The organism is Duganella sp. CF458, from assembly GCF_900113115.1.
In the GTDB taxonomy this organism is placed as follows: Bacteria; Pseudomonadota; Gammaproteobacteria; order Burkholderiales; family Burkholderiaceae_D; genus Rugamonas.
The window spans coordinates 98,359-122,447 of the sequence record NZ_FOOF01000001.1; the positions used below are offsets into that span (position 1 = coordinate 98,359).

The following is a 24,089-nucleotide window of genomic DNA, read 5'->3' on the forward strand; positions in this document are numbered from 1 at the left end:
AGGCAGAACACCGCGGCGAGCATGCCAAGCGTGTTCTCCGACCGTTCATCGGCGCTGGTCAACTTCCAAAGAAATTTCAACATTCTTGTCCCCAACCGCATCGCTACCTGCCCGCTTGATTCTACTACCAAAACTGAACTGACAGCGCTGAACTGACAGCGTTGAACTGACAGCGCCAGCGCGGACTCGCTTTCATGCCAGCAACTGCAGGCGCGAAGCGGCGGGCAAGCCAGGGAAGGTGCGCGCCAGTGCCACATCGGGCAAGCGCAAGTGACGTTCGGCAACGTGGGCCAGCACATGGCGGAAATCAGTGCTCACCGGCAAGTCGCGTCCTTCGTTCAATTGGGCCTCGGCCAGGCCTTGCCATGCACCGGCCACTTTGCCCCCGTGCAACTTCCCGCCCAGCAGCCACATGGCGTTGCCATGGCCATGGTCGGTGCCCCGGTTGCCGTTTTCGCGCGCGGTGCGGCCGAATTCGGACATCACCACGATTACCGTGTCGTCGAACAGCGGGCCAAGGCGCTGCGCCAGCGTCGCCAGCCCTTGCCCCAGCGGCTGCAGGCGGTTGGCCAGTTGGCCGCTGGCGGCGCCTTGGTTGGCGTGGGTGTCCCAGCCGCCCAGCGCAATGAAGGCAAGCTGGATATTGGCGTTACTGCGCATCAGCGTGGCCAGGCGTCCGGCATCGTCGGGGAAGCCGTTCGGCAAGGGAGCGCCGTTATCGGCCGCCTGCATCTCGGACATCATGCCGCTGTTGGCGGCGGCCATCACTTCCTCATGCGCCTTGCGCCCGGCCTGGTACACCTTGCCGTAACGCTGGTTGCCGGCATACAGCGCGTCGAAGGCTTGCGCAATCTGCGGCCGGTCGAGCGGCGTGGAACGGGTGCCGGCGGCGCCATTGGCCAGGTTGGTGGCCGGCAGCGCGCCGGCCAGCACGCGCGGCATCACGGGGCCGATGCTGAGCGCCCGCGTCGGCGTGGGGTCGCCTGGCAGGCCGCCAAGCAGGCGGTTCATCCAGCCGTCCTGCGTGCTCTTCACGCCCGGCGTGGCCGATTCCATATAGTCTTGCGCATCGAAGTGGGAACGGCTGGCATCGGGTGAACCGCTGGCGTGGACGAAAGCCAGCTTTTTCTGCTCCCAAAGCGGCATTAACGGCGCCAGCGCGGGGTGCAGGCCGAAGTAGCCATCCAGGTTCAACGCTCCATCGTCCGCGCCCGGCCTGGCCAGGGCGATGTTGGGGCGCAGGCGCGCATATTCGGGGTCGGCTACCGGCGCCACCACGTTCAAGCCGTCGACCGCTCCGCGCAGCATGACGACGATCAGTTTTTTCGCGGTCGGCGCAGTGCCGCCGGAGGCCATGGCAGCCGCCCAGGCATTGGGTCCAAGCGGCAGCATCAAGCCGGCGCTGGCGGCAAAGGCATTCAGGAATTGGCGTCGTTGCATGGCGCGCTCCGTTAGCGTTGCATGAAGTCGGGGCTGCCGAGCAGCAGAGCGGCGCGCAGCCGCTCATTGCTGTCGGCAACGATGGCGGCAGTCTGCTGCGACACCGAGGAGCCCAGCGCCTGCTGCACCGTATCGGCGTCGGCACCGGAGGAAAGCGCCAGCGCGTAGCCGATACGGCGGCTCAGGGCATCGGGGTTGAGCCAGGCCGCTTCCGTATTCTTGTAGCCGTCCGGCGTCTGGCAGCCGTACAGCGGCATGCCAAGGCGGTTCAGGATGCCAACCAGCGGCTTCACTTCGGGCATCGGCATGGCTGCCGCACGGGAGGCCGACACCACGTACTGATACGGCGTCTTGAACTTGGTCCCGGCATATTGCTGGTCCATGAATTCCGGGCTGGCGAACAGGGTGCGCAGCACGGTGCGGATATCGCCCTTGCTGGCGATCCAGGCCTGCGCCATGCGCTCCACCAGTGCCGGCGGCGGCTGGTCGGCCACGAAATACTGCGCCAGCTTGCGGCTTATATTGCGCGCCGTGGACGGATGCGCCGCCAGCACGTCGAGCGCATACTCGCCTTCCGCCTCGCCGCGCGCCGCGACCAGCTTGCCCAGCCAGGTCTTGGCGCCGTTGTCGTGGCGGCGCGGGTCGAACGCGAACCGCGCGTCGCGCTTCGGGCGGTAGGTCCAGCCGGTCAGCATGCGCGCCAGTTCGGTCACGTCCTTCTGCGTATAGCCGCCATCCACCCCCAGGGTATGCAGCTCCATCAGCTCGCGCGCATAGTTTTCATTCAGGCCGCCGGCCTTCGAGACCCAGTTATCCAGGTAGAACAACATGGCCGGGTGATGGGCCGTGGCGCCCAGCATCTGGCGGAAAGAACCGAACACGTACGGCCGGATCGCGTCGCGCTCATAGCTGGCGACCAGGGCGCGGTCCTGGCCTTTGCCCGAAAATACATTGAAGTGGTTGTACCAGAAGTCGACCATGACCTCTTCCAGCTGGCGCGGGCTGTCAATGGCGCGCAGCAGGCGCGCTTCGGCCGCCTCGGCCGCCATCTGCTGCACCACTGCGCGGCGCTCGCCCTGCTCGCCATTTCGTGCTTCCTGGAATCGTTCCAGCGCATCGCCGGCGCTCATTCTCAGCGTTTCCAGCTTGTCCAGCCGTTCGACCAACGCCACCGGCAGGGCCGGCGGGTTCAATTGTTCATCGATATAGGCGGCCACCCCGGACTGGCGCACCCGCTCGATATCGCCGGGCCGCGGCCCGTAAGCCAGGCGGTTCAGTACATGGATAGCAGCCTGCTCGCCGGCCAGGGGCGCCGCCCACAGGGCGGCTTGGGGTAGCGCCGCCAGCACGGCACCGAGTATCCAGCCTCGCATGATGTCGTCCCAATACAATGATTTCCGGGACTTTCTTTATACGCTAGGCGCCGAATTGAGGGCAAAGACTCCTTTGTATCAGGATGTTAATTGTTTGATTTGTATGCTCTAATTCACGTTGCGCAAAATGAAAGGACGGCATGAAGAGATATCAGGTCCCGCTATCGGTGGTGGCCATGCTGGCGCTTGGCGCCTGCGGCATTACCGGACCGGCGAACAAGGTCGCGGCGGATGCGCCGCAACAGTGGCAGGCGCCCCTGCCGCACAACGGCAGCACCGGTGAACTGGCCAATTGGTGGCAGCGCCAGTCCGACCCGCTGCTGGTGCAATTGATTGAAGCGGCCCAGGCGGCCAGCCCCACCATTGCCAGCGCCCAGGCCCGTTTCGCCGCGGCTGGTGCCGAGCGCGCCGTAGCGGGCGCCGCATTGGCCCCGTCGCTGACCGGGGTGCTGAGTTCCACCCGCATGAGCCAGCAATCCGCCAGCGCTCCGACCAATACCACCACCCAGCTGCTGGCCCAGGCCCAGTGGGAAATCGACCTGTTCGGCGGCGGCCGTGCGCGCCGCAATGCGGCGATTGCGCGCCATGAAGGCGCACAGGCAGGCTGGCATGAAGCCCGCGTCAGCGTGGCAGCCGAGACGGCTAACCAGTATTACAGCCTGCGCGCCTGCGAAAAGCTGTTGACGGTGGCGCGCATGGACGCCGCCTCGCGCACCCATACGGCGCGCCTGACCGACATCACCACCAAGGCCGGCTTCCAGTCGACGGCCGCCAACGCGCTGGCCCGCGCCAGCGCCGCCGACGGCAACAGCCGCGCGGTGGCCCAGCGTGCCGCCTGCGACAACGAATTGAAAGTGCTGGTGGCGTTGACCGCCATGCCTGAACCGGAGCTGCGCGCACGCCTGGCCGACAGCGCGGCCAATGCCGTGCTGTCGCCGGAGGCCGGCGTGGCCGTCGATTCGATGCCGGCCCAGGTGCTGGCCCAGCGCCCGGACGTTTTCAACGCCGAGCGTGAAGTGGCGGCGGCCAGCTACGACGTCGCCAGCGCGCGCGCCGAGCGCCTGCCGCGCCTGGGCCTTTCCGGCTCCATCGGGCGCGGCCGCCTGCATGCCGGGGGCCAGGACATCACCGCCAATGTCTGGACCATCGGCCCTTTGCAAATGACCTTGCCGATCATCGACTGGGGGGTGCGCCGCGCCAACGTGGAGGCTTCCCGCGCCCGCTACGACGCCGCCGTGTCGGGCTACAAGGCCAGCGTGCGCCAGGCCGTGTCGGAAGTGGAGCAGGCGCTGGTGACGCTGCAAAGCACTCAGGAGCGTGCCGCGGACGCGCAGACCGCGCTGGACGGCTATCGCACCTTCTTCACCGCAACCGAAGAACGCTACAAGAACGGGCTGGCCAGCCTGATAGAACTGGAAGACGCCCGCCGCACGCGGCTGGCCGCAGAAAACACAGTAGTGACCCTGCAGCGCGAACGCAGCGCCGCCTGGATCGCCCTGTACCGTGCAGCAGGCGGCGGCTGGACCGCGCCCGCAGCGCAATGAGATTGGATAACTTATGAAACCACTGCACCGCACTCCCTCCGCAGCATTCGTCCAGCATGCCATCGCCTTTGCCGCGGCATTGGCCGCCCTGGCGCAGGCGCCGTCCGCCATGGCGGAAGACAAGAAACCGTCCGCCGCCAAGCCTTCGCTGACCGTGACCACGGTCCGGCCGCAAAAAAACAGCCTGCCGATCCGCCTGACCGCCAATGGCAACGTCGCCGCCTGGCAGGAAGCAATCATCAGCAGCGAATCGAACGGCCTGCGCCTGTCCGACGTCAAGGTGAACGTCGGCGACGTGGTCAACAAGGGCGAAGTCCTGGCCGTGTTTGCGCCGGAAACCCCGCAGGCGGAAGTGGCGCAAGCCAAGGCTGCGTTGATGGAAGCGGAAGCCGCCGCCGCCGAAGCCAAGGCCAATGCCGACCGCGCTCGGTCGATTGAAGACACCGGCGCCTTGAGCGCCCAGCAGATCAGCCAGTACACCACGGCCGAAGCCACCGCCAAGGCGCGTGCCGCCTCCACCAAGGCCATGCTGGCCTCGGCCGAACTGCGCCTGCGCTACACCAAGGTGGTCGCGCCGGACGCCGGCGTGATCTCGGCCCGCAGCGCCACCGTCGGCGCGGTCGCCGGTCCCGGCACCGAATTGTTCCGCATGATCCGCCAGGGCCGCCTGGAATGGCGCGCCGAAGTCACGGCCGCCGACCTGCGCAACGTCAAGGTCGGCGGCAATGCCCTCATCAAGGCCGCCAATGGCAGCGAATTGACCGGCAAGGTGCGCATGGTGGCGCCGACCATCGACCCGCAGACCCGCTCGGCCCTGGTGTATGTCGACCTGCCGCCGAATAACGGCAAGCAGGCCCCGTTCAAGGCCGGCATGTTCGCCACCGGCCAGTTCGAACTGGGCGCCTCCGATGCGCTGACCGTGCCGCAGCAGGCGATCACGGTGCGCGATGGGTTCAGCTACGTGTTCCGCTTGAACCAGGACCAGCGCGTGAGCCAGGTCAAGGTGCAGCCGGGCCGCCGCATCGGCGAGCGCATCGAAGTGCTGTCCGGCCTGGCGCCCGATGCGCAGATCGTGGCTACCGGCGCGGGCTTCCTGAACGACGGCGACCTGGTGCGCAACGTCGGCGCGCCGGCGCAGGCCGCCACGCCGGCCAAGCCGGCCCGCTAAGGAGATGCCGTGAATTTTTCAGCCCTCTCCATCAAGCACCCGGTTCCGGCGATCATGCTGTTCATCCTGCTGTCGCTGGCAGGCTGGATGGCCTACCGCGCCAATCCGGTGCAGGACTTCCCCGACATCGAACTGCCGATCGTCACCGTTTCCGCCTCCCTGCCCGGCGCCGCGCCGGCCCAGCTGGAGACCGAGGTGGCGCGCAAGATCGAGGATTCGGTCGCCACGCTGCAAGGCGTGAAGAACATCTATTCCAAGGTATTGGACGGTACCGCCACCATCACCGTCGAATTCATCCTCGAGAAGAACCTGTCCGACGCGGTCAATGAGGTGCGCGACGCCGTGACCCAGGTGCGCGCCGACATGCCCGGCGAGATGCGCGACCCCGTGGTCAGCAAGGTCTCCACCGCCGGCCGCGTGATCCTGGCCTTCACCGTCGCGCCGAAGCAAGGCACCAAGGTCGACGACGCCGACCTGAGCTGGTATGTGGACAATGCCGTCTCCAAGAAGCTGCTGTCGGTGCCAGGCGTCGGCGCGGTCAAGCGGGTCGGCGGCGTGAGCCGGGAAATCCGCGTCGAGCTGGATGACGAGCGCATGGCCGCCCTGCGCGTGTCGGCGCTGGACGTGTCGCGCATGCTGCGCCAGGTGCAGAAGGAAGCACCGGGCGGGCGCGGCGATATCAGCGGCGCCGAGCAATCGGTGCGCACCATCGCCACTGTGAAAAGCGCGCAGGAGCTGTCGCAGATGGACATCCCGCTGGGCGACGGCCGCCACATTCGTCTTGAGCAAGTGGCCAACGTGACCGACACCATTGCCGAGCCGCGTTCCGAAGCAAGCCAGGACGGCAGGAAAGTGGTCGCCTTCGAGATCTTCCGCACCAAGGGCGCCAGCGAAACCCAGGTTGCCGCCGATGCGCGCGCCGCGGTGGAAGAACTGCGCAAGGCGCATCCGACCATCGACATCACGCAATCGATCGACAACGCCGAACCGGTGGACGAAAACTTCGCCGGCTCGATGGAACTGCTGTACGAAGGCGCCATCCTGGCCGTGCTGGTGGTGTGGTGGTTCCTGCGCGACTGGCGCGCCACGCTGGTGGCCGCATCGGCGCTGCCGCTGTCGGTACTGCCGGCCTTCCTCGGCATGTACTGGATGGGCTTCACGCTGAACACCGTGACCCTGCTGTCGCTGGCCCTGGTGGTCGGCGTGCTGGTGGACGACGCCATCGTGGAGATCGAGAACATCGAACGCCACCTGCACATGGGTAAAACGCCGATGCAGGCGGCCATGGAAGCGGCCGACGAAATCGGCATGGCGGTGATTGCCACCACCTTTGCCCTGGTCGCCGTGTTCCTGCCGACCGCCTTCATGGGCGGCATTCCCGGCAAATTCTTCAAGCAGTTCGGCTGGGCCGCCGTGCTGGCGGTGCTGGCTTCCCTGGTCGTGGCGCGCTTGCTGACCCCGATGATGGCGGCCCACCTGCTGAAAGCGACCGACAAGCCGCAGCACGAAGACGGCTGGATCATGCAGCGCTACATGACGACCATGCGCTGGTGCCTGCGCAACCGCGGCAAGACGGCGTTGGCGGCTGGCGCCTTCTTCGCCGGCTCGATCATGCTGGTAGGCTTGCTGCCGACCGGCTTCGTGCCGCCGGCGGACCGCGGCCAGACCATGGTCAACCTGGAACTGCCGCCGGGCTCCACCCTGGCCGAGACCCGCGCCATTGCCGAACGGGCGCGCCTGGCCATCATGGAAGTGAAGCCGGTGACCAATGTATTCAGCTCCATCGGCGGCGGCTCGTCGGGCGACGCCTTTGCGCCGGGGGCCGCGGCCGAAGCGCGCCGCGCGGTGCTGACCATCACCACCAGGCACCGCAATGACCGCAAGGAGTCAATGCCGCAGATCGACGACATGATCCGCGAAAAACTCTCCATCCTGCCCGGCGCCCGCTTCACGGTCGGACCGCCGGACACCGGCGTGAAGATGCAGCTGGTTCTGCGTTCGGAAGACCCGGTGGCGCTGATCGAATCGGCGCGCAAGGTCGAGCGCGACCTGCGCACCCTGCAAGGCATCGGCAACGTGAGCTCCAGCGCTTCGCTGGTGCGTCCTGAGATCATCGTGCGCCCCGACTTTGCCAAGGCGGCCGACCTGGGCGTGACCGCCAACGCCATTGGCGAAACGGTGCGCGTGGCCACCGCCGGCGATTACGACTTCGAACTGACCAAGATGAACCTGGCCGAACGCCAGGTGCCGATCCGCGTCAAGCTGCCCGACAGCGTGCGCGCCGACCTCGATGCCATCGGGCGCCTGACGGTTCCTGGCCGCAACGGACCGGTGATGCTGGCCAATGTCGCCACCATCACGATGGAGTCCGGCCCGGCCCAGATCGACCGCCTGAACCGCAGCCGCAACGTGACGCTGGACGTGGAGCTGGGCAGCCGCTCGCTGGGTGAACTGGACGAGGAAGCGCGCCAACTGCCGTCGATGAAAAACCTGCCGCCAACCGTGACCCGCGCGGAACTGGGCGACACGCAGGAGATGCAGAACCTGTTCGCCAGCTTCGGCATCGCCATGCTGATCGGCGTGCTGTGCATCTACGGCGTGCTGGTGCTGCTGTTCCACGACTTCCTGCAGCCGCTGACCATCCTGGCCGCGCTGCCGCTGTCGATCGGCGGTGCCTTCGTGGCGCTGCTGGTGACGCAGAAAGCGCTGTCGATGCCGTCCATGATCGGCCTGATCATGCTGATGGGGATCGTGACCAAGAACTCGATCCTGCTGGTCGACTATGCGATCCTGGCGCGGGCCGAGGGCATGAGCCGCTTCGATGCGCTGGTCGACGCCTGCCACAAGCGCAGCCGCCCGATCCTGATGACCACCATCGCCATGGGCGCCGGCATGATGCCGCTGGCCATGGGCTGGGGCGCCGATCCGAGCTTCCGCTCGCCGATGGCAATTGCGGTGATCGGCGGCCTGATCACCTCCACCCTGCTGTCGCTGCTGGTGGTGCCGGCCGTATTCACCTATGTGGACGATGCCGAGCACCTATTTAAGCGCATCGTGCACAAGCTGCGCAAACCGCATAAGCACGCACCGGCGCCCATCGCCGAATAAGGAGCCTGCCATGAAAGTCCGCGCTGTGGAAATTGAACCTGCCCGGGTAGCCTACCTGCGCCACACCGGGCCCTTCGGCCCGGCGCTGGGAGAATTCTGGCGCGACGTGGTGGGCCCGTGGATGCAGGCCAATGGCCTGGCGCAGCGTGTCACCTACGGCGTCGCGATGGACGACCCCGGCATCACGCCGCCTGAGAAGTGCCGCTACGACGCCTGCGTCGAAATCGGCCACGATGATCCGGCGCCGCCGCCCGCGGCACTGGCAACCATCCCAGGCGGCCGCTACGCGGTGGTGGATTATTACGGCGCGCCGTCCGGCATTGGCGAGGTGTGGCAAGCTTTCTATAGCGAGGCTTTGCCCGCGGCAGGACTGGCATCGCGCCCCGGTCCCTGTTTCGAACGCTACGCGGCCGACTTCCGCGCCGACCCGCAATCGGGCGAGTTCGCCTGCGAGCTCTTCATCCCCATCGACTAGGCTGCCGGCCGGCAGCTTCACACGAAACACATAATCAACGCATATTCGCCGTCCACAATTGCGCTTCCACTATCGACCATTGGAAGCGCAATGCCAGCGAAAGCCGCCTTAGAAGACCTGCCAACCCCGTACCGCATACCCCGCGCAACCATCGCTTTTGTCGCGCTGTTCGGGGTCTTGCTGCCTGCCGTCGCACTGCTGTTCGAATCGGTCACCGGCATGTGCCGCCAGATCTTCTTCGATCCCCTGCCCACGCCGATTCATTTCGCCTTGTACGCCACGATTCCGGTGGCAAACGTGCGGCTATTGAGGGCCCTGATGCGCTGCGAGGCATTGCCGCCCGGCTGGGGCCTGCTGCATACTTTCTCGGCCGGGGTCGCGGTTTTTTACAGCCTGGTGTTCTTGCCGATATCCCCCATTGCTGCAATCGGAATCATCGCCTTCGGCATTGGCCTGTTCGGCCTTTCGCCAATGTTTGCCGTGGCATGCGTCTTCCTCGCCCGGAATTCATTGAGGAATGGCAGCGGGAAGGCACCCGGCAAGCTATGGCGAGGCATGGCGCTTGCATGCTTGGCGTTGCTGGCCCTTGATGCCCCCTCCACCCTGACCCGTATCGGCATGCAGATGGCCGCATCGGACTCCGCCGAGACGCAGCTGCGCGGCATTCAGCTCCTGCGCAAAGCAGGCGATGAGGACTTGATGCTGCGCCTGTGCTACCAGCAAGGAGGACAGGCGACGGACTTGCTTGGCACCTTGTTCGCAAGCCGGACGGAGAGCGACCCGCAGCAAGCCCGCACCACCTTCTACCAGGTGACAGGAACCGTCTTCAATTCCCATCCCGCCCCGCCGCGGCGCTCGATGCGTGAGTGGGAGCGAACCTTCGACGATGACCTGGGTGGCGCCAACGTGGGCCAACGCGTCAACGACGTAGCGCTTGTCGCCTCGCGCATGGATGGATCGATCGATACCGATGCCGCGTTGGGCTATATGGAATGGACCATGGAGTTCCACAACAAATCGCCAAGCCAGCAGGAAGGCCGGGCCCAAGTCGTCCTGCCGCCTGGCGCCGTGGTATCCCGCGCGACGCTGTGGATCGACGGCGAAGAGCGTGAGGCCGCTTTCGGCGGCCGCGCCCAGGTACGCGAAGCCTACGCCAAGGTGGTCAGCCAGCGGCGCGATCCACTGCTGGTCACCACAGCGGGGAACGATCGGATCCTGGTGCAGATGTTCCCGATTCCGCCATCGGGCGACATGAAGATCCGCCTGGGTATCACCATTCCCATGGCTCCTCCAGGCCAGGGAGCCATGCATCTGCAGTTGCCGGCGTTCAGCGAGCGAAACTTCGACCTGGCAGCGGAGTTGCGCCATGCCATCTGGTTCGAATCGACGGCGCCGTTGAAAGGCAGCCCTGGGCTGATCGCGCAAGCCGGTCCTCGCGGCCTGTACGCCGTGCGCGGCCAACTGCAGGAACCCATGCCCGCGCAGCCCATGCATACGGTCTGGGCGCCCGGCGCCCGGCCCGCACCGCTGGCCTGGAGCACCGACGACAAAAGCGCTGACGGCAAGGTCGTCGTCCAGGTATCCAGCGAAGCGGCCGCCATGCCGCCGCAGCGCGTGGCAGTCGTCATCGACGGCTCGTCCTCAATGCAGCAGCGCAAGCGCCAATTGCTTGACGCGTTGGCTTCCTTCCCCAAAAACACCGAGCTGGCCGTGGTGTTTGCCGGCGATCAAACACCTTCGCTGTTCCTCCATGACGGCAGCAATTCGCTCCCCACGCGGGAATACCTCGCACAACTGGACTTCGCCGGCGGGCGCGATAACAGTGACGCGCTGGGTGCGGCATGGGACTGGGCCGGCATGTCCTCACGCGGGGCGATCGTATGGATTCATGGCGCACAGCCCCTGGCATCCCGCTCGGCGGCTGCCTTGCGGCAGCGCTTCGAGCGCCGGGCAAACCAGGTCGCCGTGTATGAGCTGGCCGTGGAGCGTGGGCCAAACGAGATTGCGCAACAGCTCAAGGGCGTACACGCCGTACCAAGCTTCGGCAACTTGCGCGAGGACCTGGACAAGCTGTTTGCGCAATGGCAGCCGGGCGCGGCGCAAACGGTCATGCTACGCGAACGCCGCAGCGGCGATGGTTTGGCTCAATCCAGCCGCACCTCCCCGCACCTGGCGCGGCTGTGGGCGGCCGACGAAGTCGCCGCCATGAGCCTCGATCCGGGCCGGAGTGCGGCTGCTATCGCGCTGGCCACGCGCTACCAGCTGGTCACTTCCGTATCGGGCGCCGTCGTGCTGGAAACGCGCGAGCAGTACAAGGATGCCGGCCTGGAGCCTGTGCCGCCTGGCAGCGTGCCGACCATTCCGGAACCGGAGACCTGGGCGATGATACTGGTGGCGACTCTCATGCTGGCCTGGTATCGCCGCTTCCGCACCCAATGAAGCTGCCGCCATTTGCCCTGCTGCTGGCCGCCTTATGCCTGGCGTGCTGGCCCGTCCTGCGCTGGTTTGTCGCAGGAACACTGGACGGTTCGAACGACTGCGCCGGTCTGCTGGCGGCCGCCGCGGCGGCCATCATCGTGCTGGCGCCAGCGCGTGAAGCCCTGGCCCGCCCGCTCGTGCTGCCCTGCGCTTGCCTTGCCGTATATCTTGCGGCAACCGCATGCCAGGTGCCGGCGCCGGCGCGTTCTCCGCTTCTGGCGCTGGCCATTACCGCATTAGCCAGCAGCCTCCGGCTGGGCAAGCGTTTCGACGTGGCCTTGTTCACGCTGTGCATCCTGGCCTTGCCGCTCTCCGCGACCTTGCAGTTCTACCTGGGATATCCGCTGCGCGTGCTTGCCGGTGACCTGTCCGCGTTCCTGCTGCGCATGAACGGCATCGCCGTAGCGCGCGAAGGCGCCATGCTGGCTTGGCAAGGGCAGCTGGTCTCCATCGACGCCCCCTGCAGCGGGGTGAAAATGCTGTGGGCCGGCCTGCTGCTGGCAGGTGCACTGGCAGGCGCTGTCCGGCTGTCCTCGCTGCGCACGGCCGTCGCGCTGATGCTGGCCATCGCCGCCGTCGTCGCAGCCAACGCCATCCGCGCCGCGGCGCTGTTCTATATGGAGGCTGGCATCGTACACCTCCCCGCATCGGCCCACGAAGCCATCGGCGTCGTCAGCTTTGCCGCGGCGGGTGCCGGCATCCTGTTCATGACCCACCGCATGGAGAGGCGTGCAGCATGAGATCCGTTGCGACCATTACCTTCGCCACCCTTTGCGCTTTGTCCGCCCTCGCCCCACTGGCTTTCGACGGCAGCACAAGCGGCACCGTCGCCGCCGGCTTCCCGGGGTGGCCCGCAAGCTTCGAGGGCAGAAAGCTTACCCCGCTCCCGCTTACCGCGATCGAGGCCCGCTTCCAGCAGAACTTTCCGGGCCGCGTGGGGCGCTTTAGCGATGGCAAGCGGGAAGTCGTGATCCGCTGGGTGGACCAGGGCACACGCAAGCTCCATGCGAGCGCAGACTGTTTCAAGGCGAACGGTTACCAGCTCACCTTACAGCCGGTAAAAATAGCCGATGCCGAGCGCTGGTCCGGCTTCATCGCGATGCGGGGAACGCAAAAGCTCGAGGTGCGGGAACGCATTGCCGATGGCCATGGTGGTCAGTGGAGCGACGTCTCGGCCTGGTATTGGGCGGCTCAACTGGGCCAGACCAATGGACCGTGGTGGGCCATCACCGTTGCGCAGAACGTCGGCAACTAGTCGCCGGCCCAGCCGCCGCCCAGCGCACGGTACAAGTCCACGCTGGCGCCCAGCCAGCGGCTGCGCAACTGCAAGCGTGTTACGTCGGCGTTGAACAGCGTGCGCTGCGCATCGAGTTCTTCAAGGTAGGACGCGTAGCCATTGCGATAGCGGTTGCGTGCAATGCGCAGCGTCTCGGCTGCCGTCGCGCGGCGCGCATCATTCTGCACCGACTGCTCCTGCAGGCGCTGCAAGGCAGTCAGGCTGTTCTCCACCTCGACCAGCGCCACGCGCACCGCCTGCACGTAAGCGACCAGCGATTGATCGCGCTGTGCGGCGGCGGCGTCGGTCTGCGCCTGCACGCGGCCGCCATCCCAGACCGGCGCAGCCAGTCCAGCGCCAACCCGCCAAAGGTAGCTTGGGTCATGCAGGAACTTGCTGAAATCCGGTGATTGCAGCCCGCCGGCGGCGCTCAGGCGGAAGCTGGGCAGCAATTGTTCGCTGCTTGATCGCACGCCGGCCTTCGCCGCCGCAACATTGTGCGCGGCACGGGCGATGTCGGGGCGCCGCTGCAACAGGGTTGACGGCAGGCCGACCGGGATTGCAGGCGGGGCCAATTCGTCCAGCGCCTTGCCGCGCGGGATCGGGCCAGGACTGCTGCCGGCCAGCAGGGACAAGGCGTTCTCCTGGTCGCTGATCTGCCGCTGCAGTTGCGGGATTTGCTCGGCAGCTGCTTCATACTCGGCCTGCGCCTGCAGCCATTCCAGCCGCGAGGTATAGCCGGTTTCGAACTGCCGTTGCGCCAGCCGGCGCGATTGCTCGCGCAGGCCCAACGTCGCGCGGGCCAGCTCAAGCTGTGCATCAAGCCCGCGCAGTTGCAGGTAGCCGTTGGCCGCCAGCGCTGACACCGACAGCTGCGCAGCGCCCGCGTTGGCGCGCTCGGCGGCGAGCGATTGCGCCGCCGCCTCGCTGGCATGTGCCAGGCGGCCCCACAAATCGACTTCATACGCGGCCTGGAATTCGCCGGCAAACAGGCTGGTGGTGTACGGCACGCCGTTGGCGGCCAGGGTGCGGGTACGGACCGGCGCCAGGGTGGCGCCCAGTGTCGGTGCCCGGCTTGCATCGGCTGCAGCAAGCCGCGCGCGGAATTCAGCCACACGCAGTTGCGCCAGCCGCACATCCGTGTTGTGCTCCAAAACCCGCGCCACCAATTCGGACAGCGCCGGGTCGCCATAGGCTTGCCACCATTCCCGCTCCAGTACCGGCTGCATCCCCACCTGGGGCGCACCTGGGGACGCCTCGCTGCGCCAAGCCTCGGGCACCGTCAGCTGCGATTCAACCGGTGCCGGAATGCGTGCCGCGCAAGCGGCCAAGGCGAGGGCCAACGCGAGGGCCGCGCACCTCGCAACGCTGCGCATCATGGCCTCGCTCCATCCGCCTTTTCGTTCAGGACGGCGGATGTATCGATGCTGACGATGACCGACATCCCTGGCCGCAAGCGCTGCGCCAGCTTCTGGCCCTGGTCAATCTTGATACGCACGGGTATCCGCTGCGAGATCTTGACGAAATTGCCCGTCGCATTATCCGCCGGCAGCACGGCGAACTCGGAACCCGTGGCAGGCGATATGCGCTCAACCTGCCCGGTCAGTGTAGCACCGTCCAGCGCGTCGACCTTGAAGGTTGCGCCCTGCCCCACCTGCACGCCGTTCATCTGCGTTTCCTTGAGGTTGGCGATTACCCACATCTCGCGCGGCACCAATCCCATAAGCTGCGCGCCGGATGCCACATAGGCGCCGCGCCGCACATTCACCTGTCCCAGTTGCCCATCGGCCGGCGCGGTGATGCGCGTGTTGTCCATATCCACGGTGGCGGCCTTCAGCGCCGCCTGCGCATTTGCCACCGCTGCCTCCAGCGCGCCGCGATTGACGGTGACGGACAGCGCTTGCTGCCGGGCGATATCCACGTTCGCCTTGGCCTGCGCGACCGCCGCCTGCGCTTGCGCCCGTGCAGCTCGCTGCGCATCCTGTTCGCGCACCGAGAGCGAACCGTCGCCCACCAGTTGCTCCGCCCGCCCGTAGTCGGCCGCGGCGCGCGCGGCCTGCGCCTGGGCATTCGACAGGACCGCCTCCTGCAAGGCAATGCCGGCCCGGGCGCTGGAACGCGACTGTTCCCAGTTCGCCAGCGCCGCCTTCTGCGCGGCCAGCTGCGCCAGCGCCTGTTCGAAGCGCTGGCGGTAGATCCGGGAATCCAGTTCCACCAGTAAATCGCCTTTGCGCACAAACTGGAAGTCCTGCACCTTCACCTCCGCCACGTACGCGGGCAATTGCGAGCCGATCACCGTCACCTGTCCGCGCACGGTGGCGTTTTCGGTCGACACGATCGGGCTGGTGAATGGCGGCAGGCGCCACGCATACAATACGATCAGCACACCAACCAGGGCGATCAGGGCAAAACCGACCCCCGACAGCCATTGGGCGCGCCGGTCGGGTGCAGGAGGGACGGCGCTTGCCTCGGGCGCGGCAGTCTCGCTTGCTGGTGGTGGTGTGCTCATTGGGCTCCCGAGTTGGAAAGAGAAACCTGCGCCATGCCTGTCTGCGCGTTCTGTACCGGTGCCGCGGCACGGGTGGCCGTGCAAACCTGCCACGCATGATGCAGCGCCATCCACGCCAGCGTGCCGCAGGCGACGAAGAAGATCATCAGGAAGACGTCGTTATAGGCCAGGATGTTGGCCTCGCGCGTGGCAGCTCCGCTCAGCGACGGCAGGCCGAACGCCTGCACGCGCGCCGCCACTTGCGGGTCTTGCAGCGTCAAGTGCTCGACCAGTTGGCTCGAATGGAATTTTTCGCGCACCACCTGGAAAGTACCCACCAGCGCCGCGCCCAGCAGGCTGCCCAGGTTCTGCGTCATCGAGAACATCAGCGAGAAGCTGATCAGGTTGCACGGCTGCGCGATCACGGCGCCAAAGCCCGACACGAAGATCGGCCCCAGGAAGAAAGTACCGCTGAACGCCAGCAGGAACTGGCTGAAATACATCTGCTCCGGGCGCGTCAGGCTGGTCGCCTGCGAATCGATCCAGGCCCCCACCGCCATCAGCGCCAGCGCGAACATCAGCATCGGCTGCAGGCGCTGCGGCGTGATGATCAGGGCGCTGGTCGCTATGCCGAGGGTACAGCCAAGCAGGGCCACCAGCCACAGGGTTTGCATCTGGTCGTTGTTCAAGCCGATCCCCTGCAGGAAGCCGACCGCGCCGCCGGCCTCCGACTGCACCACGCGGATCAACAGCACCGATATCGCCAGGCGCGTCATGCTGGCCGTGGTCAGCCAGCGAGTATTGAGCAGGGGCCTGCGCCGGTTATGTTCGATCGCCACCGCCGCCGTGAACAGCACAATGAAGGCGATCAGCGCCCAGCCGATCCAGCGCGCCTCGAGCCACCACACCGTGCGCCCCAGCGCCAGCACCGCGCACAGGAAAGCCACGCCGGGCGCAAACAGGGCAAAGGTCACGAAGTCCATTTTCTCAAATGCTTTCACGCGGTCGCCCGGTGGAAGCTTGAGCAGCAACACGCAGCCGAAGGACAGCAGGGCCATTCCCAGTTCAAAGGAGTACAGGCCGCGCCATTCGGCGATGGACAGCAGCTCGGAGGAAAAGATGCGCGCCAGCGGCAGCGACAGCTGTGCAAAGCCAATGCCCAGCACCACGCCTTTCAGGCGGTGCTGGGCGGGGAAAGCCTGCAGCACATAATACAGCCCCAGCACCGTCAGGGCGGCGCCGCTGATGCCGTGCGCCGCGCGTACCGCGATGGCCGACCCCAGGCCGTGCACGAACAGGTGGGCCACCGTGACCACGGCATACAGCAGCAGGAACAATTCGGTGAACAGGCGCAGGCCGAACTGCTGGCGGAACTTCACCAGCAACAGATTCATGGAGACGTTGCCCATGACGTAGGCCGCCGGCAGCCACTGGATTTCCGCGCTGGTCACGCCCAGCGCACCCTGGGCGTAGACCAGGTTGACCGTGACCAGCGCGTTACCCAGGCCGCCGGTCAGTGCCACGACCAGCCCTACCAGCAGGAAAGCCAGCCGCTTGGGCGCCGAGTGCAGCGGCGTGGAGGGAGAGCCCGGCAACAGCGGACGCTCGTGAGGCAGCCATTTTTGTGGGGCATACTCATCCATTGGATCAGTCTACACCCGCCAAGCCTGGCTGCCCACATTTACACCACCGGCGGATCGGTCTCCCGGTCGAACACGCGCGGGCCCGCCAAGGCTGCCACGAAAGCGGCCAGCGCGGCCTGCAGGTCGGCCGGCGCCGTGCCGATCAGGCCAGGATCGGGCGCGCCCCCCGGCAGGGTGGCCGGAATGCCTGCCGCTGCCAGTAGCTTGGCGCCGGCGCCCACCACCATCAGCGGTTTGCAATGGCGGTATTGCAATGTCACGAATTCGACTGCCAGCGCGTTGGCCGCCAGGGTTTCGACAGCGGCAGCGCCATCGGGCACCAGCACGGCATCGAACAACACCGCCGGGCCGGTTTCCAGCGACATGTCGGCTTCCAGCCCGCCCACCATGCCGACATGCGGCGCGACCAGGCGCGTGACGGCGCCCTGTGCTTCCAGCTCGGCCTGCAACGCATCGACCATCGCCTCGTCGCAACCGGCCGCGATCAGGATCGCCACCTTGCGTCCACGGATGCCGGCCTGCCCGGGCCGCGACATCAGCGACAGCCCCGGCGACGGCTGGTAAGTAGGCAGCGCGCGCGTGGTGGCCATCGGCTGCGGGTCAGGCACCATGGTCCCCAGGCGCAGCGCCACCATATCGGCCAGCGCGGCATCAACGTTCACCAGCATGGACAAGGTGCGCTCCCGGATCGCCGGCACCTGCACCTTGCTCAATTCGAAGCTGAAGGCATGGGCGATGTGCATCTGCTCGGCCGGCGTCTGGCTTTGCCAGAACAGGCGCGCCTGCGAATAGTGGTCGGCAAACAGTTCCGGCTTGCCGCGCACCTTGTCTTCCTGCACCGGCTCGGGGAAGGACATGAAGCCCATGCGGCCGGCCTGGAACGGGCAGCCGCCGCCCAGCGAGTTCGGTTCGTACGCTACGCGGCCGCGGTGGATTGCCTGGCGGTGCATGCCGTCGCGCTGGTTGTTGTGGACCTGCGCGACAGGGGCATTGATCGGAATCTCGTGGAAGTTCGGCCCGCCCAGGCGGCTGATCTGGGTGTCCACGTAAGAGTGGATGCGGCCCGCCAGCAAGGGGTCGTTGGTAAAATCGATGCCGGGAACGACGTGGGCGGCGCAGAACGCCACCTGCTCCGTTTCGGCAAAGAAATTGTCCGGATTCCGGTCCAGTACCATGCGTCCCACCACCTGCAGCGGCACCAGCTCTTCCGGCACGATCTTGGTCGGGTCCAGCACGTCGAAGGGGAATTGGGCCGCCTCTTCTTCCGTGAAGACTTGCAGCGCCAGTTCCCACTCCGGATACTCGCCCATCTCGATCGCTTCCCACAAGTCGCGGCGGTGAAAGTCGGGATCGGCGCCCGAGATACGGACAGCTTCGTCCCATACCAGCGAATAGGTGCCCTGCTTGGGCAACCAGTGGAATTTGACGAAGCGCGACTGCCCCGCCGCGTTCACCAGGCGGAAGGTATGCACGCCAAAGCCCTGCATGGTGCGGAAGCTGCGCGGGATCGCGCGGTCCGACATCACCCACATCAGCATATGCATCGATTCGGGCATCAGGGACACGAAGTCCCAGAAGGTGTCGTGCGCGCTGGCGGCCTGCGGCATGGCATGGTGGGGCTCGGGCTTGACCGCATGCACCAGGTCCGGGAATTTCATCGCGTCCTGGATGAAGAAGACCGGGATGTTGTTGCCGACCAGGTCCCAATTGCCTTCATCGGTATAGAACTTGACCGCGAAACCGCGCACGTCGCGGGCAGTATCGGTCGACCCGCGCTCGCCCGCCACGGTCGAAAAGCGCACAAAGACCGGCGTGCGTTTTCCTGCGGCGGCAAACGGCGCGGCGCGCGTCAGCTGCGCCAGTTCGCGGTAGCACTCGAAGAACCCGTGCGCCGCCGAGCCACGGGCATGCACCACCCGTTCGGGAATGCGTTCGTGGTCGAAGTGCGTGATCTTCTCGCGCAGGATGAAGTCCTCCAGCAGCGCGGGACCGCGCAAGCCGGCCTTCAGGGAGTTCTGGTTGTCGGAAACCGGTACGCCCTGGTTGGTCGTCAGCGCACGGCCGCCGGCATCGGTGCGCACCCGGTCGAGCGCTTCGTTGTTGGGATTCCCGCCCTGCGGCGGCACACCGGCACCGGTCTTCGGCGAAACGGCGCTTTCGCTGGCGGTGCTGGCAGTGTCTGCCGGATTCGCAGCGCTGGCAGAGGCGCCGGCGGGCGGAACGCCCGCGCCATGCTCCGCAGCCTTGTTGACGTTGAAGGGAAATCGCGCGGCCAGTCCAGCGCCGCGTTTAGCCGGGTCAGGTTTGCTTGTGGGCACGGCGCACTCCCCGGCTTAGTGCTTGCGCGAACCGAGCAGCTTGGAGACGGCGTAGCCTGCGGCCAGCGCTACCAGCAGCGATTTGCCGGGACTTTGGCGCACATAGTTGCGGCCGGATTCGGCAAAGCGTTTGTAGGCGGCGTTCAACTGGTCGCCTTTGGCCCCAACCTGGTCGGTGATGCTGGTGATATTGTCGGCCACTTTATCGATGGTGCTGTGCATGCCGGCACGCAAGTCTTTGGCCGGATTTTCGCTGCGGGTGATGTTGTTATCCATGATCGGGTTCCTCATCGTTAGGGTTGCAGTGGAAGGGTCAAGATAAAGCCGCACGGCTGCATCCACCGTGCGCCAGCTAACGATGTGCGCGGGCGAATTCTGGCAACCTGCGGTTGTCCCCGTTGAAAGGTGCCGCGTGATTCCCATCGACCCTGTCAGCAGTACCACCGCCGCCACCCCGCCAACGCTGGGCGATCGCCTCGCGCCCGCTACCGCCACGCCGATTCCCACCACGGCCACGCCCTCGGTGTCGTCGCTTGGGCTGTTCCTGTCCAACCTGGTGCTGGCGCAGCGGCGCTTGCGCGATCTGGCGGCCGAAGGCGGGGATGCGGCCGCGTTTGCGGCGGCCGCAAGGCAACTGGTCGATAACCTCAATGCCAATGCGCCGCCGTCCTTGGCCGGCGTCCTGACAGCCCAGCAAGCGGCGCTCGGTCGGGCCGGCATTGACGTTGCCAGCGGCGGCACCCTGTCCACAGACGAGGGCGCGTTGACGGCGGCGTTCAATGCAGCGCCGCAACGAGCGTTGTCCGGGCTGGGCGAGGCCCTCGACGCTGTCGGCAATGCTGCCGCAGCCCTGCAGCCCAATGCCGCTGCGCAGGCCGCGGCGGCCCGCCCGCCAGCCGCTGTCCCGCCGTCGCCCAACTTGGCCGAGTTGACCACCCAGCAGCGCATCGCTGCGGAGCAATCAGCCGAAACGCGCAGGCTGGCCGGCGAGGCCCTCGCAGCCAATGAACTCGAAGATACGCAGCAACAACGGCTGGCCGAAGCACAGGCTGCGACAACACGGCAGTTGGACAGTACGCGCGAGGAAGACCTGGCAGCGCAAGCGTTGGCCGACCGCCTCGACGCCGCGCGCCGCGCAGCCCTGCAGGATGCCGAAGCCAGCCAGCTCGGACGCACCCGGGCCGAGCGCGCTGCCGCCGATCGCCTCGACACGGCGCGCCGCCTGGTTGCCGAGCAGGCCGAAACGACCGAGTCGGAAGAACTGCTGGCGGCACGTCTTGCCGTGGCGCGCCAGCAGGCCGCGACTGCCAATGCGGAAGTGGATGCCGCCGCGGCGACCGAAGCGCGTCTTGCCCTGTCCCGGCAGCAGGCAGCCAACGCCAATATCCAGGTCCAAACTGACGCTGCAACGGCCGCACGCCTGGCCCAAGCCCGCCAGGAGACCGCGGACGCCAACGCCGAAGCGGACGCCAACGCTGCCAGCGACGCCCGCCTGACCTTGGCACGTCAGCAAGCCGCCGCTGCAGAACGCCTCGCGCCCGCGGCGGCAGGCCCCCAGGACACGCCTGAAGCCCAAGCTGCCGACGCCGCGGCCAATGCCGCACGCACCAGACAGGCACAGATCAACGCGACAGCCGCTGAGGCAAGGCGGGCCGCCGATGAGGCGGAACGGGCTGACGCGGCGGCGACCACTGAAGCGTTATCCCTGCAGGACCGCCTGACTGCCCAACGCCTGGACCAGGCGCGCGACGCCACCCGGGACATCGCTACCGAACAAACGGAAACGCGCCTGGAAGCGCGCCGCCAGGCGCTACGCGAAGCGCAGGCGGCGGCCCAAGCCGCAGCGGCCCTGGCCGCCAACGCAAGCATCGCGCCGCCGGGCGCACCACCTTCCCCGGCAACTGCGGGCACGCCCGCCACGCCGCCCGGCACCGTCCCGCCAGGCAACACCGCAATCCGCCCGCCGGAAGCCGCCATCAGCGCTGCCGGTCCCCAGGTCAGCGGTGCCACGGCCAGCGGCATCGCGCCAGGAGCTGGGCCGGGGGCGGCCGCCGGCATCGCCACTGCCGCGACGACAACTGCCGCTGCCGCCGCTGCCCAGGAAGCCAGTGCCGCCGCCGAAAGGTCCGCCCAGGCTGCCGACGCGGCACGCCGCGCCGCTGCCCCGGCATCGTTGCAAGCCCAACGCCAGCAAGCCGCCGATCCCGCCACCGCTGCTGCCGTGGCAGCCTATCGTACCGGCGATATCGCGGCGGCAGCCGGACGGCCACCGGCCCCCGCAACGCCATTCGAGCCCGTGCCGCCGCCGCTTGCCGTACCTGCCACCACGCCAGTCGCCCCGGTCCAGTCACGCCCCGTCCAGCGTGGTGCCGAAACGGCAGCCGGCTACGATAGCGGCGCCGGCACGCAAGCGCGTGGCGGAGCGGCCGGGGGGACGGCCGGGGGCGCCACCGGCGGCGGGACGCCAGGCGAAGGCGCGCTGCCGCGCGACACGCGCGGCAATGCGGCGCCCGCCGCGGCCCTGGCAGCGGGTCCGGGCGCAACACCAGCCCCCGGCAGCCGCATCGACAGCAATGCATGACCGCCAAGGCCGTGCGCGCCGGCGCTATGCCGCTTTCATCGTCCACCAGGCAGAACGCGGCAGAATCGAAGCCGCCGTCCCGAATCGGTCGCTTGGCCGTGATCCGGCATGATGCGGTGCGGCTTGCCGCGCCGCCCGGATTGTGGATAATCACGCCATCGACAAACAAAGGGAGACCCTTCGATGAAGCTGAAGCACTCGGTAAGCGCTGTGGCGCTGCTGGCAATGGCCGCTGGCGCCTGCGCGCAGGACATGGTGGTAAAGATCGGCCATAGCGGCCCACTGTCCGGCGCACAAGCGTTTTCCGGCAAGGATAATGAAAACGGCGCCCGCCTGGCCGTCGAAGAACTGAACGCCAAGCCGATCACCATCGGCGGCAAGAAGCTTAAATTCGAACTGATGTCGGAAGACGACCAGGGCGACCCGAAAGCGGGCGTCTCCGCGGCGCAGAAGCTGGCCGATGCGGGCGTCAAATACGTGGTTGGCCCTTACAATTCCGGCGTCGCCATCCCGGCCTCCCGCATCTACAACGAAGCCGGCACCCTGATCGCACCGGTGGCAACCAACCCCAAGTTAACGCAACAAGGTTACAAGAACATCTTTCGCATCAACGCCAGCGACACCCAGCTCGGCTCCAAGATGGCACTGTATGCTGCCAATGAGCTGAAGGTGAAGAACGTCGCGGTGATCGACGACCGTACCGCGTTCGGCCAGGGCCTGGCGGAAGAATTCAAGAAACAGGCGCGCGCTTCCGGCCTGCAGGTGGCCGGGCACGAATACACCACCGACAAGGCGGTCGACTTCACCTCCATCCTGACCAAGCTCAAATCAAAGAACGTGCAAGCCATCTTCTTCGGCGGCTACGCGCCTCAAGGCGCACCGATGGCGCGCCAGATGAAGCAATTGGGCATCCAGGCCAAGCTGCTGGGCGGCGACACCATCTGCACCGCGGAGATGGGTAAGCTGGGCGGCGACGCCGTCGGCGAAAACGTATTGTGCGCGCAGGGCGGCGCCCTGCTGGAGAAAGCGGCTTCCGGCCCGGCCTTCAAGGCCAAGTTCAAGAAGCGCTTCAATGCGGAACCTGACGTGTACGCATCGGCCTACTACGATGCGGTGCTGATGTACGCGGCATCGATGCAGAAGGTGAACTCGATCGACCCGGCCAAAGTTGGCGCCGACATTTCCGCCGGCAGCTACAAAGGCGTGTCCGGCACCTACGCTTTCGATGCCAAAGGCGATATGAAGTCTTCGCCGGTCACTATCTTCAACTTCAAGAACGGCCAGCCGTCTCCGATTTCGAGCCTCTGAGGAATTCCCATAATTCCTGCGCGACCGGCCCGTGCGGCCGGTCGCTGCGGCGCGCAGCGACCAATTGCTCCACGCTGCCCGGCAGGTACCTGCCGGCAATCGACAGCAAACACCCCTCCTCCAATTCCCGTTCGACCAGGAAGCGCGGCAGATGGCCCCAAGCGAGGCCCTGCAGGATGATTTCCTTCTTCATCTGCTGGTCCGGCACCGAGCATTGGTGCGCGCCTTGGACCATGAAGTAATCCTTGCCCTGGGTATGCCGCGCAGTGTCCCGGATGACGCATTGGGTATATTCGCGCAATTGTGCAGGCTTAACCGCACGGCCGACAGGGAAACGCAGGAATCCCGGCGCCACCACCGGCACGAAGGGGATTTTCGACAATGGCATCCATTCGATGCCCGGATCGCTTTGGTCCACGCCATGCACGATCAGGTCCGCATCGCCGTCGTATAGCCGCTCGATCGGCCCGGTGACCGCCTCCACCTGCACATGCAGTCGCGTTGCCGGACGGTTGCGGAAGAATTCGGCCAGCGTTGCCAGCACTTCGCGCTGCGGGCATATATCGCCGATGACCACGCGCAGCTCGTCTTCCTCGCCCATTGCCAGTTGCTGCGCATGCACTTGCAGCCCGGCCATTTCCATCAGCGTGGCTTGCGCCTTGCGGTGAAACGATTTGCCGGCCGCGGTCAACGCCACCCGGTAGCCGCTGCGATCGAGCAGTTGCAGGCCGATTTGCTGCTCCAGGCGCGTCACCGCCGCGTGCACGGCTGGGTGGGAACGATGCAACAGCTCGGCGGCAGGCTGGAAACCGCCGCTGCGGGCGACCGCGTCGAAGCATTGCAGGTCATGCAGGGTGAATGTGCTCATTGTCCACTTTTCTTACAAGGA

General features: G+C 66.6%; 17 protein-coding genes. 9 read left to right on the top strand and 8 right to left on the bottom strand.

The genetic code is table 11. From position 1 onward, the window contains the following. Positions 1-192 precede the first annotated feature (192 nt). Both BM269_RS00470 and BM269_RS00475 read right to left on the bottom strand, forming a co-directional pair. Complete coding sequence (locus BM269_RS00470) at positions 193-1,440, bottom strand: DUF1501 domain-containing protein (RefSeq protein WP_090434399.1); 1,248 nt, start codon at positions 1,438-1,440, stop codon at positions 193-195. 11 nt (positions 1,441-1,451) lie between these two features. Continuing rightward, positions 1,452-2,813 (bottom strand): DUF1800 domain-containing protein, encoded by a 1,362-nt coding sequence (locus BM269_RS00475; protein ID WP_090435555.1) that lies wholly within the window; start codon positions 2,811-2,813, stop codon positions 1,452-1,454. Positions 2,814-2,953: 140 nt separating this feature from the next. Between BM269_RS00475 and BM269_RS00480 the strand changes: the two genes are divergently transcribed. The 7 genes from BM269_RS00480 to BM269_RS00510 all read left to right on the top strand — a co-directional run bounded on the left by BM269_RS00480 (position 2,954) and on the right by BM269_RS00510 (position 12,841). After that, a complete protein-coding gene (locus BM269_RS00480; protein WP_090434402.1) occupies positions 2,954-4,357 on the top strand; it encodes an efflux transporter outer membrane subunit in 1,404 nt (467 codons plus the stop codon). A gap of 13 nt (positions 4,358-4,370) precedes the next feature. Beyond that, entirely contained in the window at positions 4,371-5,525 is a 1,155-nt protein-coding gene (locus BM269_RS00485) for an efflux RND transporter periplasmic adaptor subunit (protein WP_090434405.1), read from the top strand. Between the two features lie 9 nt (positions 5,526-5,534). Continuing rightward, the gene (locus BM269_RS00490; protein ID WP_090434408.1) at positions 5,535-8,633 is read left to right on the top strand and encodes an efflux RND transporter permease subunit; all 3,099 of its coding nucleotides are present in this window, start codon (positions 5,535-5,537) and stop codon (positions 8,631-8,633) included. A gap of 10 nt (positions 8,634-8,643) precedes the next feature. Beyond that, positions 8,644-9,108, top strand: a complete 465-nt coding sequence (locus BM269_RS00495; protein WP_090434412.1) for an AraC family transcriptional regulator — start codon at positions 8,644-8,646, stop codon at positions 9,106-9,108. A 90-nt stretch (positions 9,109-9,198) separates the two neighbouring features. Continuing rightward, positions 9,199-11,547: a VIT domain-containing protein gene (locus BM269_RS00500; RefSeq protein ID WP_090434415.1), complete on the top strand. Its 2,349-nt coding sequence runs from the start codon at positions 9,199-9,201 to the stop codon at positions 11,545-11,547. Continuing rightward, positions 11,544-12,326, top strand: a complete 783-nt coding sequence (locus BM269_RS00505; RefSeq protein WP_170860242.1) for an archaeosortase/exosortase family protein — start codon at positions 11,544-11,546, stop codon at positions 12,324-12,326. The genes BM269_RS00500 and BM269_RS00505 overlap by 4 nt, the downstream gene beginning before the upstream one ends. Beyond that, positions 12,323-12,841, top strand: a complete 519-nt coding sequence (locus BM269_RS00510) for a hypothetical protein (protein ID WP_090434418.1) — start codon at positions 12,323-12,325, stop codon at positions 12,839-12,841. The genes BM269_RS00505 and BM269_RS00510 overlap by 4 nt, the downstream gene beginning before the upstream one ends. Here BM269_RS00510 and BM269_RS00515 read toward each other — a convergent pair. The 5 genes from BM269_RS00515 to BM269_RS00535 are packed head-to-tail and all read right to left on the bottom strand — an operon-like array spanning position 12,838 to position 19,587. Next, positions 12,838-14,241 (bottom strand): efflux transporter outer membrane subunit, encoded by a 1,404-nt coding sequence (locus BM269_RS00515; RefSeq protein ID WP_229204444.1) that lies wholly within the window; start codon positions 14,239-14,241, stop codon positions 12,838-12,840. The genes BM269_RS00510 and BM269_RS00515 overlap by 4 nt on opposite strands. Then, the gene (locus BM269_RS00520) at positions 14,238-15,371 is read right to left on the bottom strand and encodes an HlyD family secretion protein (protein ID WP_090434421.1); all 1,134 of its coding nucleotides are present in this window, start codon (positions 15,369-15,371) and stop codon (positions 14,238-14,240) included. Before BM269_RS00520 ends, BM269_RS00515 begins: the two co-directional genes overlap by 4 nt. Further along, on the bottom strand, positions 15,368-16,993 hold the full coding sequence (locus tag BM269_RS00525; RefSeq protein ID WP_090434424.1) for an MFS transporter: 1,626 nt from the start codon (positions 16,991-16,993) through the stop codon (positions 15,368-15,370). Before BM269_RS00525 ends, BM269_RS00520 begins: the two co-directional genes overlap by 4 nt. A 38-nt stretch (positions 16,994-17,031) precedes the next feature. After that, positions 17,032-19,311, bottom strand: a complete 2,280-nt coding sequence (locus BM269_RS00530; protein ID WP_090434427.1) for a catalase — start codon at positions 19,309-19,311, stop codon at positions 17,032-17,034. Positions 19,312-19,326: 15 nt separating this feature from the next. Next, complete coding sequence (locus BM269_RS00535; RefSeq protein ID WP_057259799.1) at positions 19,327-19,587, bottom strand: hypothetical protein; 261 nt, start codon at positions 19,585-19,587, stop codon at positions 19,327-19,329. 136 nt (positions 19,588-19,723) lie between these two features. On the opposite strand from BM269_RS00535, the gene BM269_RS00540 reads away from it, so the two are divergent. Both BM269_RS00540 and BM269_RS00545 read left to right on the top strand, forming a co-directional pair. Continuing rightward, positions 19,724-21,892, top strand: coding sequence for a coiled-coil domain-containing protein (locus BM269_RS00540; protein ID WP_090434430.1), 2,169 nt, complete (start codon positions 19,724-19,726; stop codon positions 21,890-21,892). Between the two features lie 183 nt (positions 21,893-22,075). Further along, positions 22,076-23,200 (top strand): branched-chain amino acid ABC transporter substrate-binding protein, encoded by a 1,125-nt coding sequence (locus BM269_RS00545; RefSeq protein WP_090434433.1) that lies wholly within the window; start codon positions 22,076-22,078, stop codon positions 23,198-23,200. On the opposite strand, the gene BM269_RS00550 is transcribed toward BM269_RS00545, so the two are convergent. Continuing rightward, positions 23,163-24,068 (bottom strand): LysR family transcriptional regulator, encoded by a 906-nt coding sequence (locus tag BM269_RS00550; protein WP_090434436.1) that lies wholly within the window; start codon positions 24,066-24,068, stop codon positions 23,163-23,165. The genes BM269_RS00545 and BM269_RS00550 overlap by 38 nt on opposite strands. Positions 24,069-24,089 lie beyond the last annotated feature (21 nt).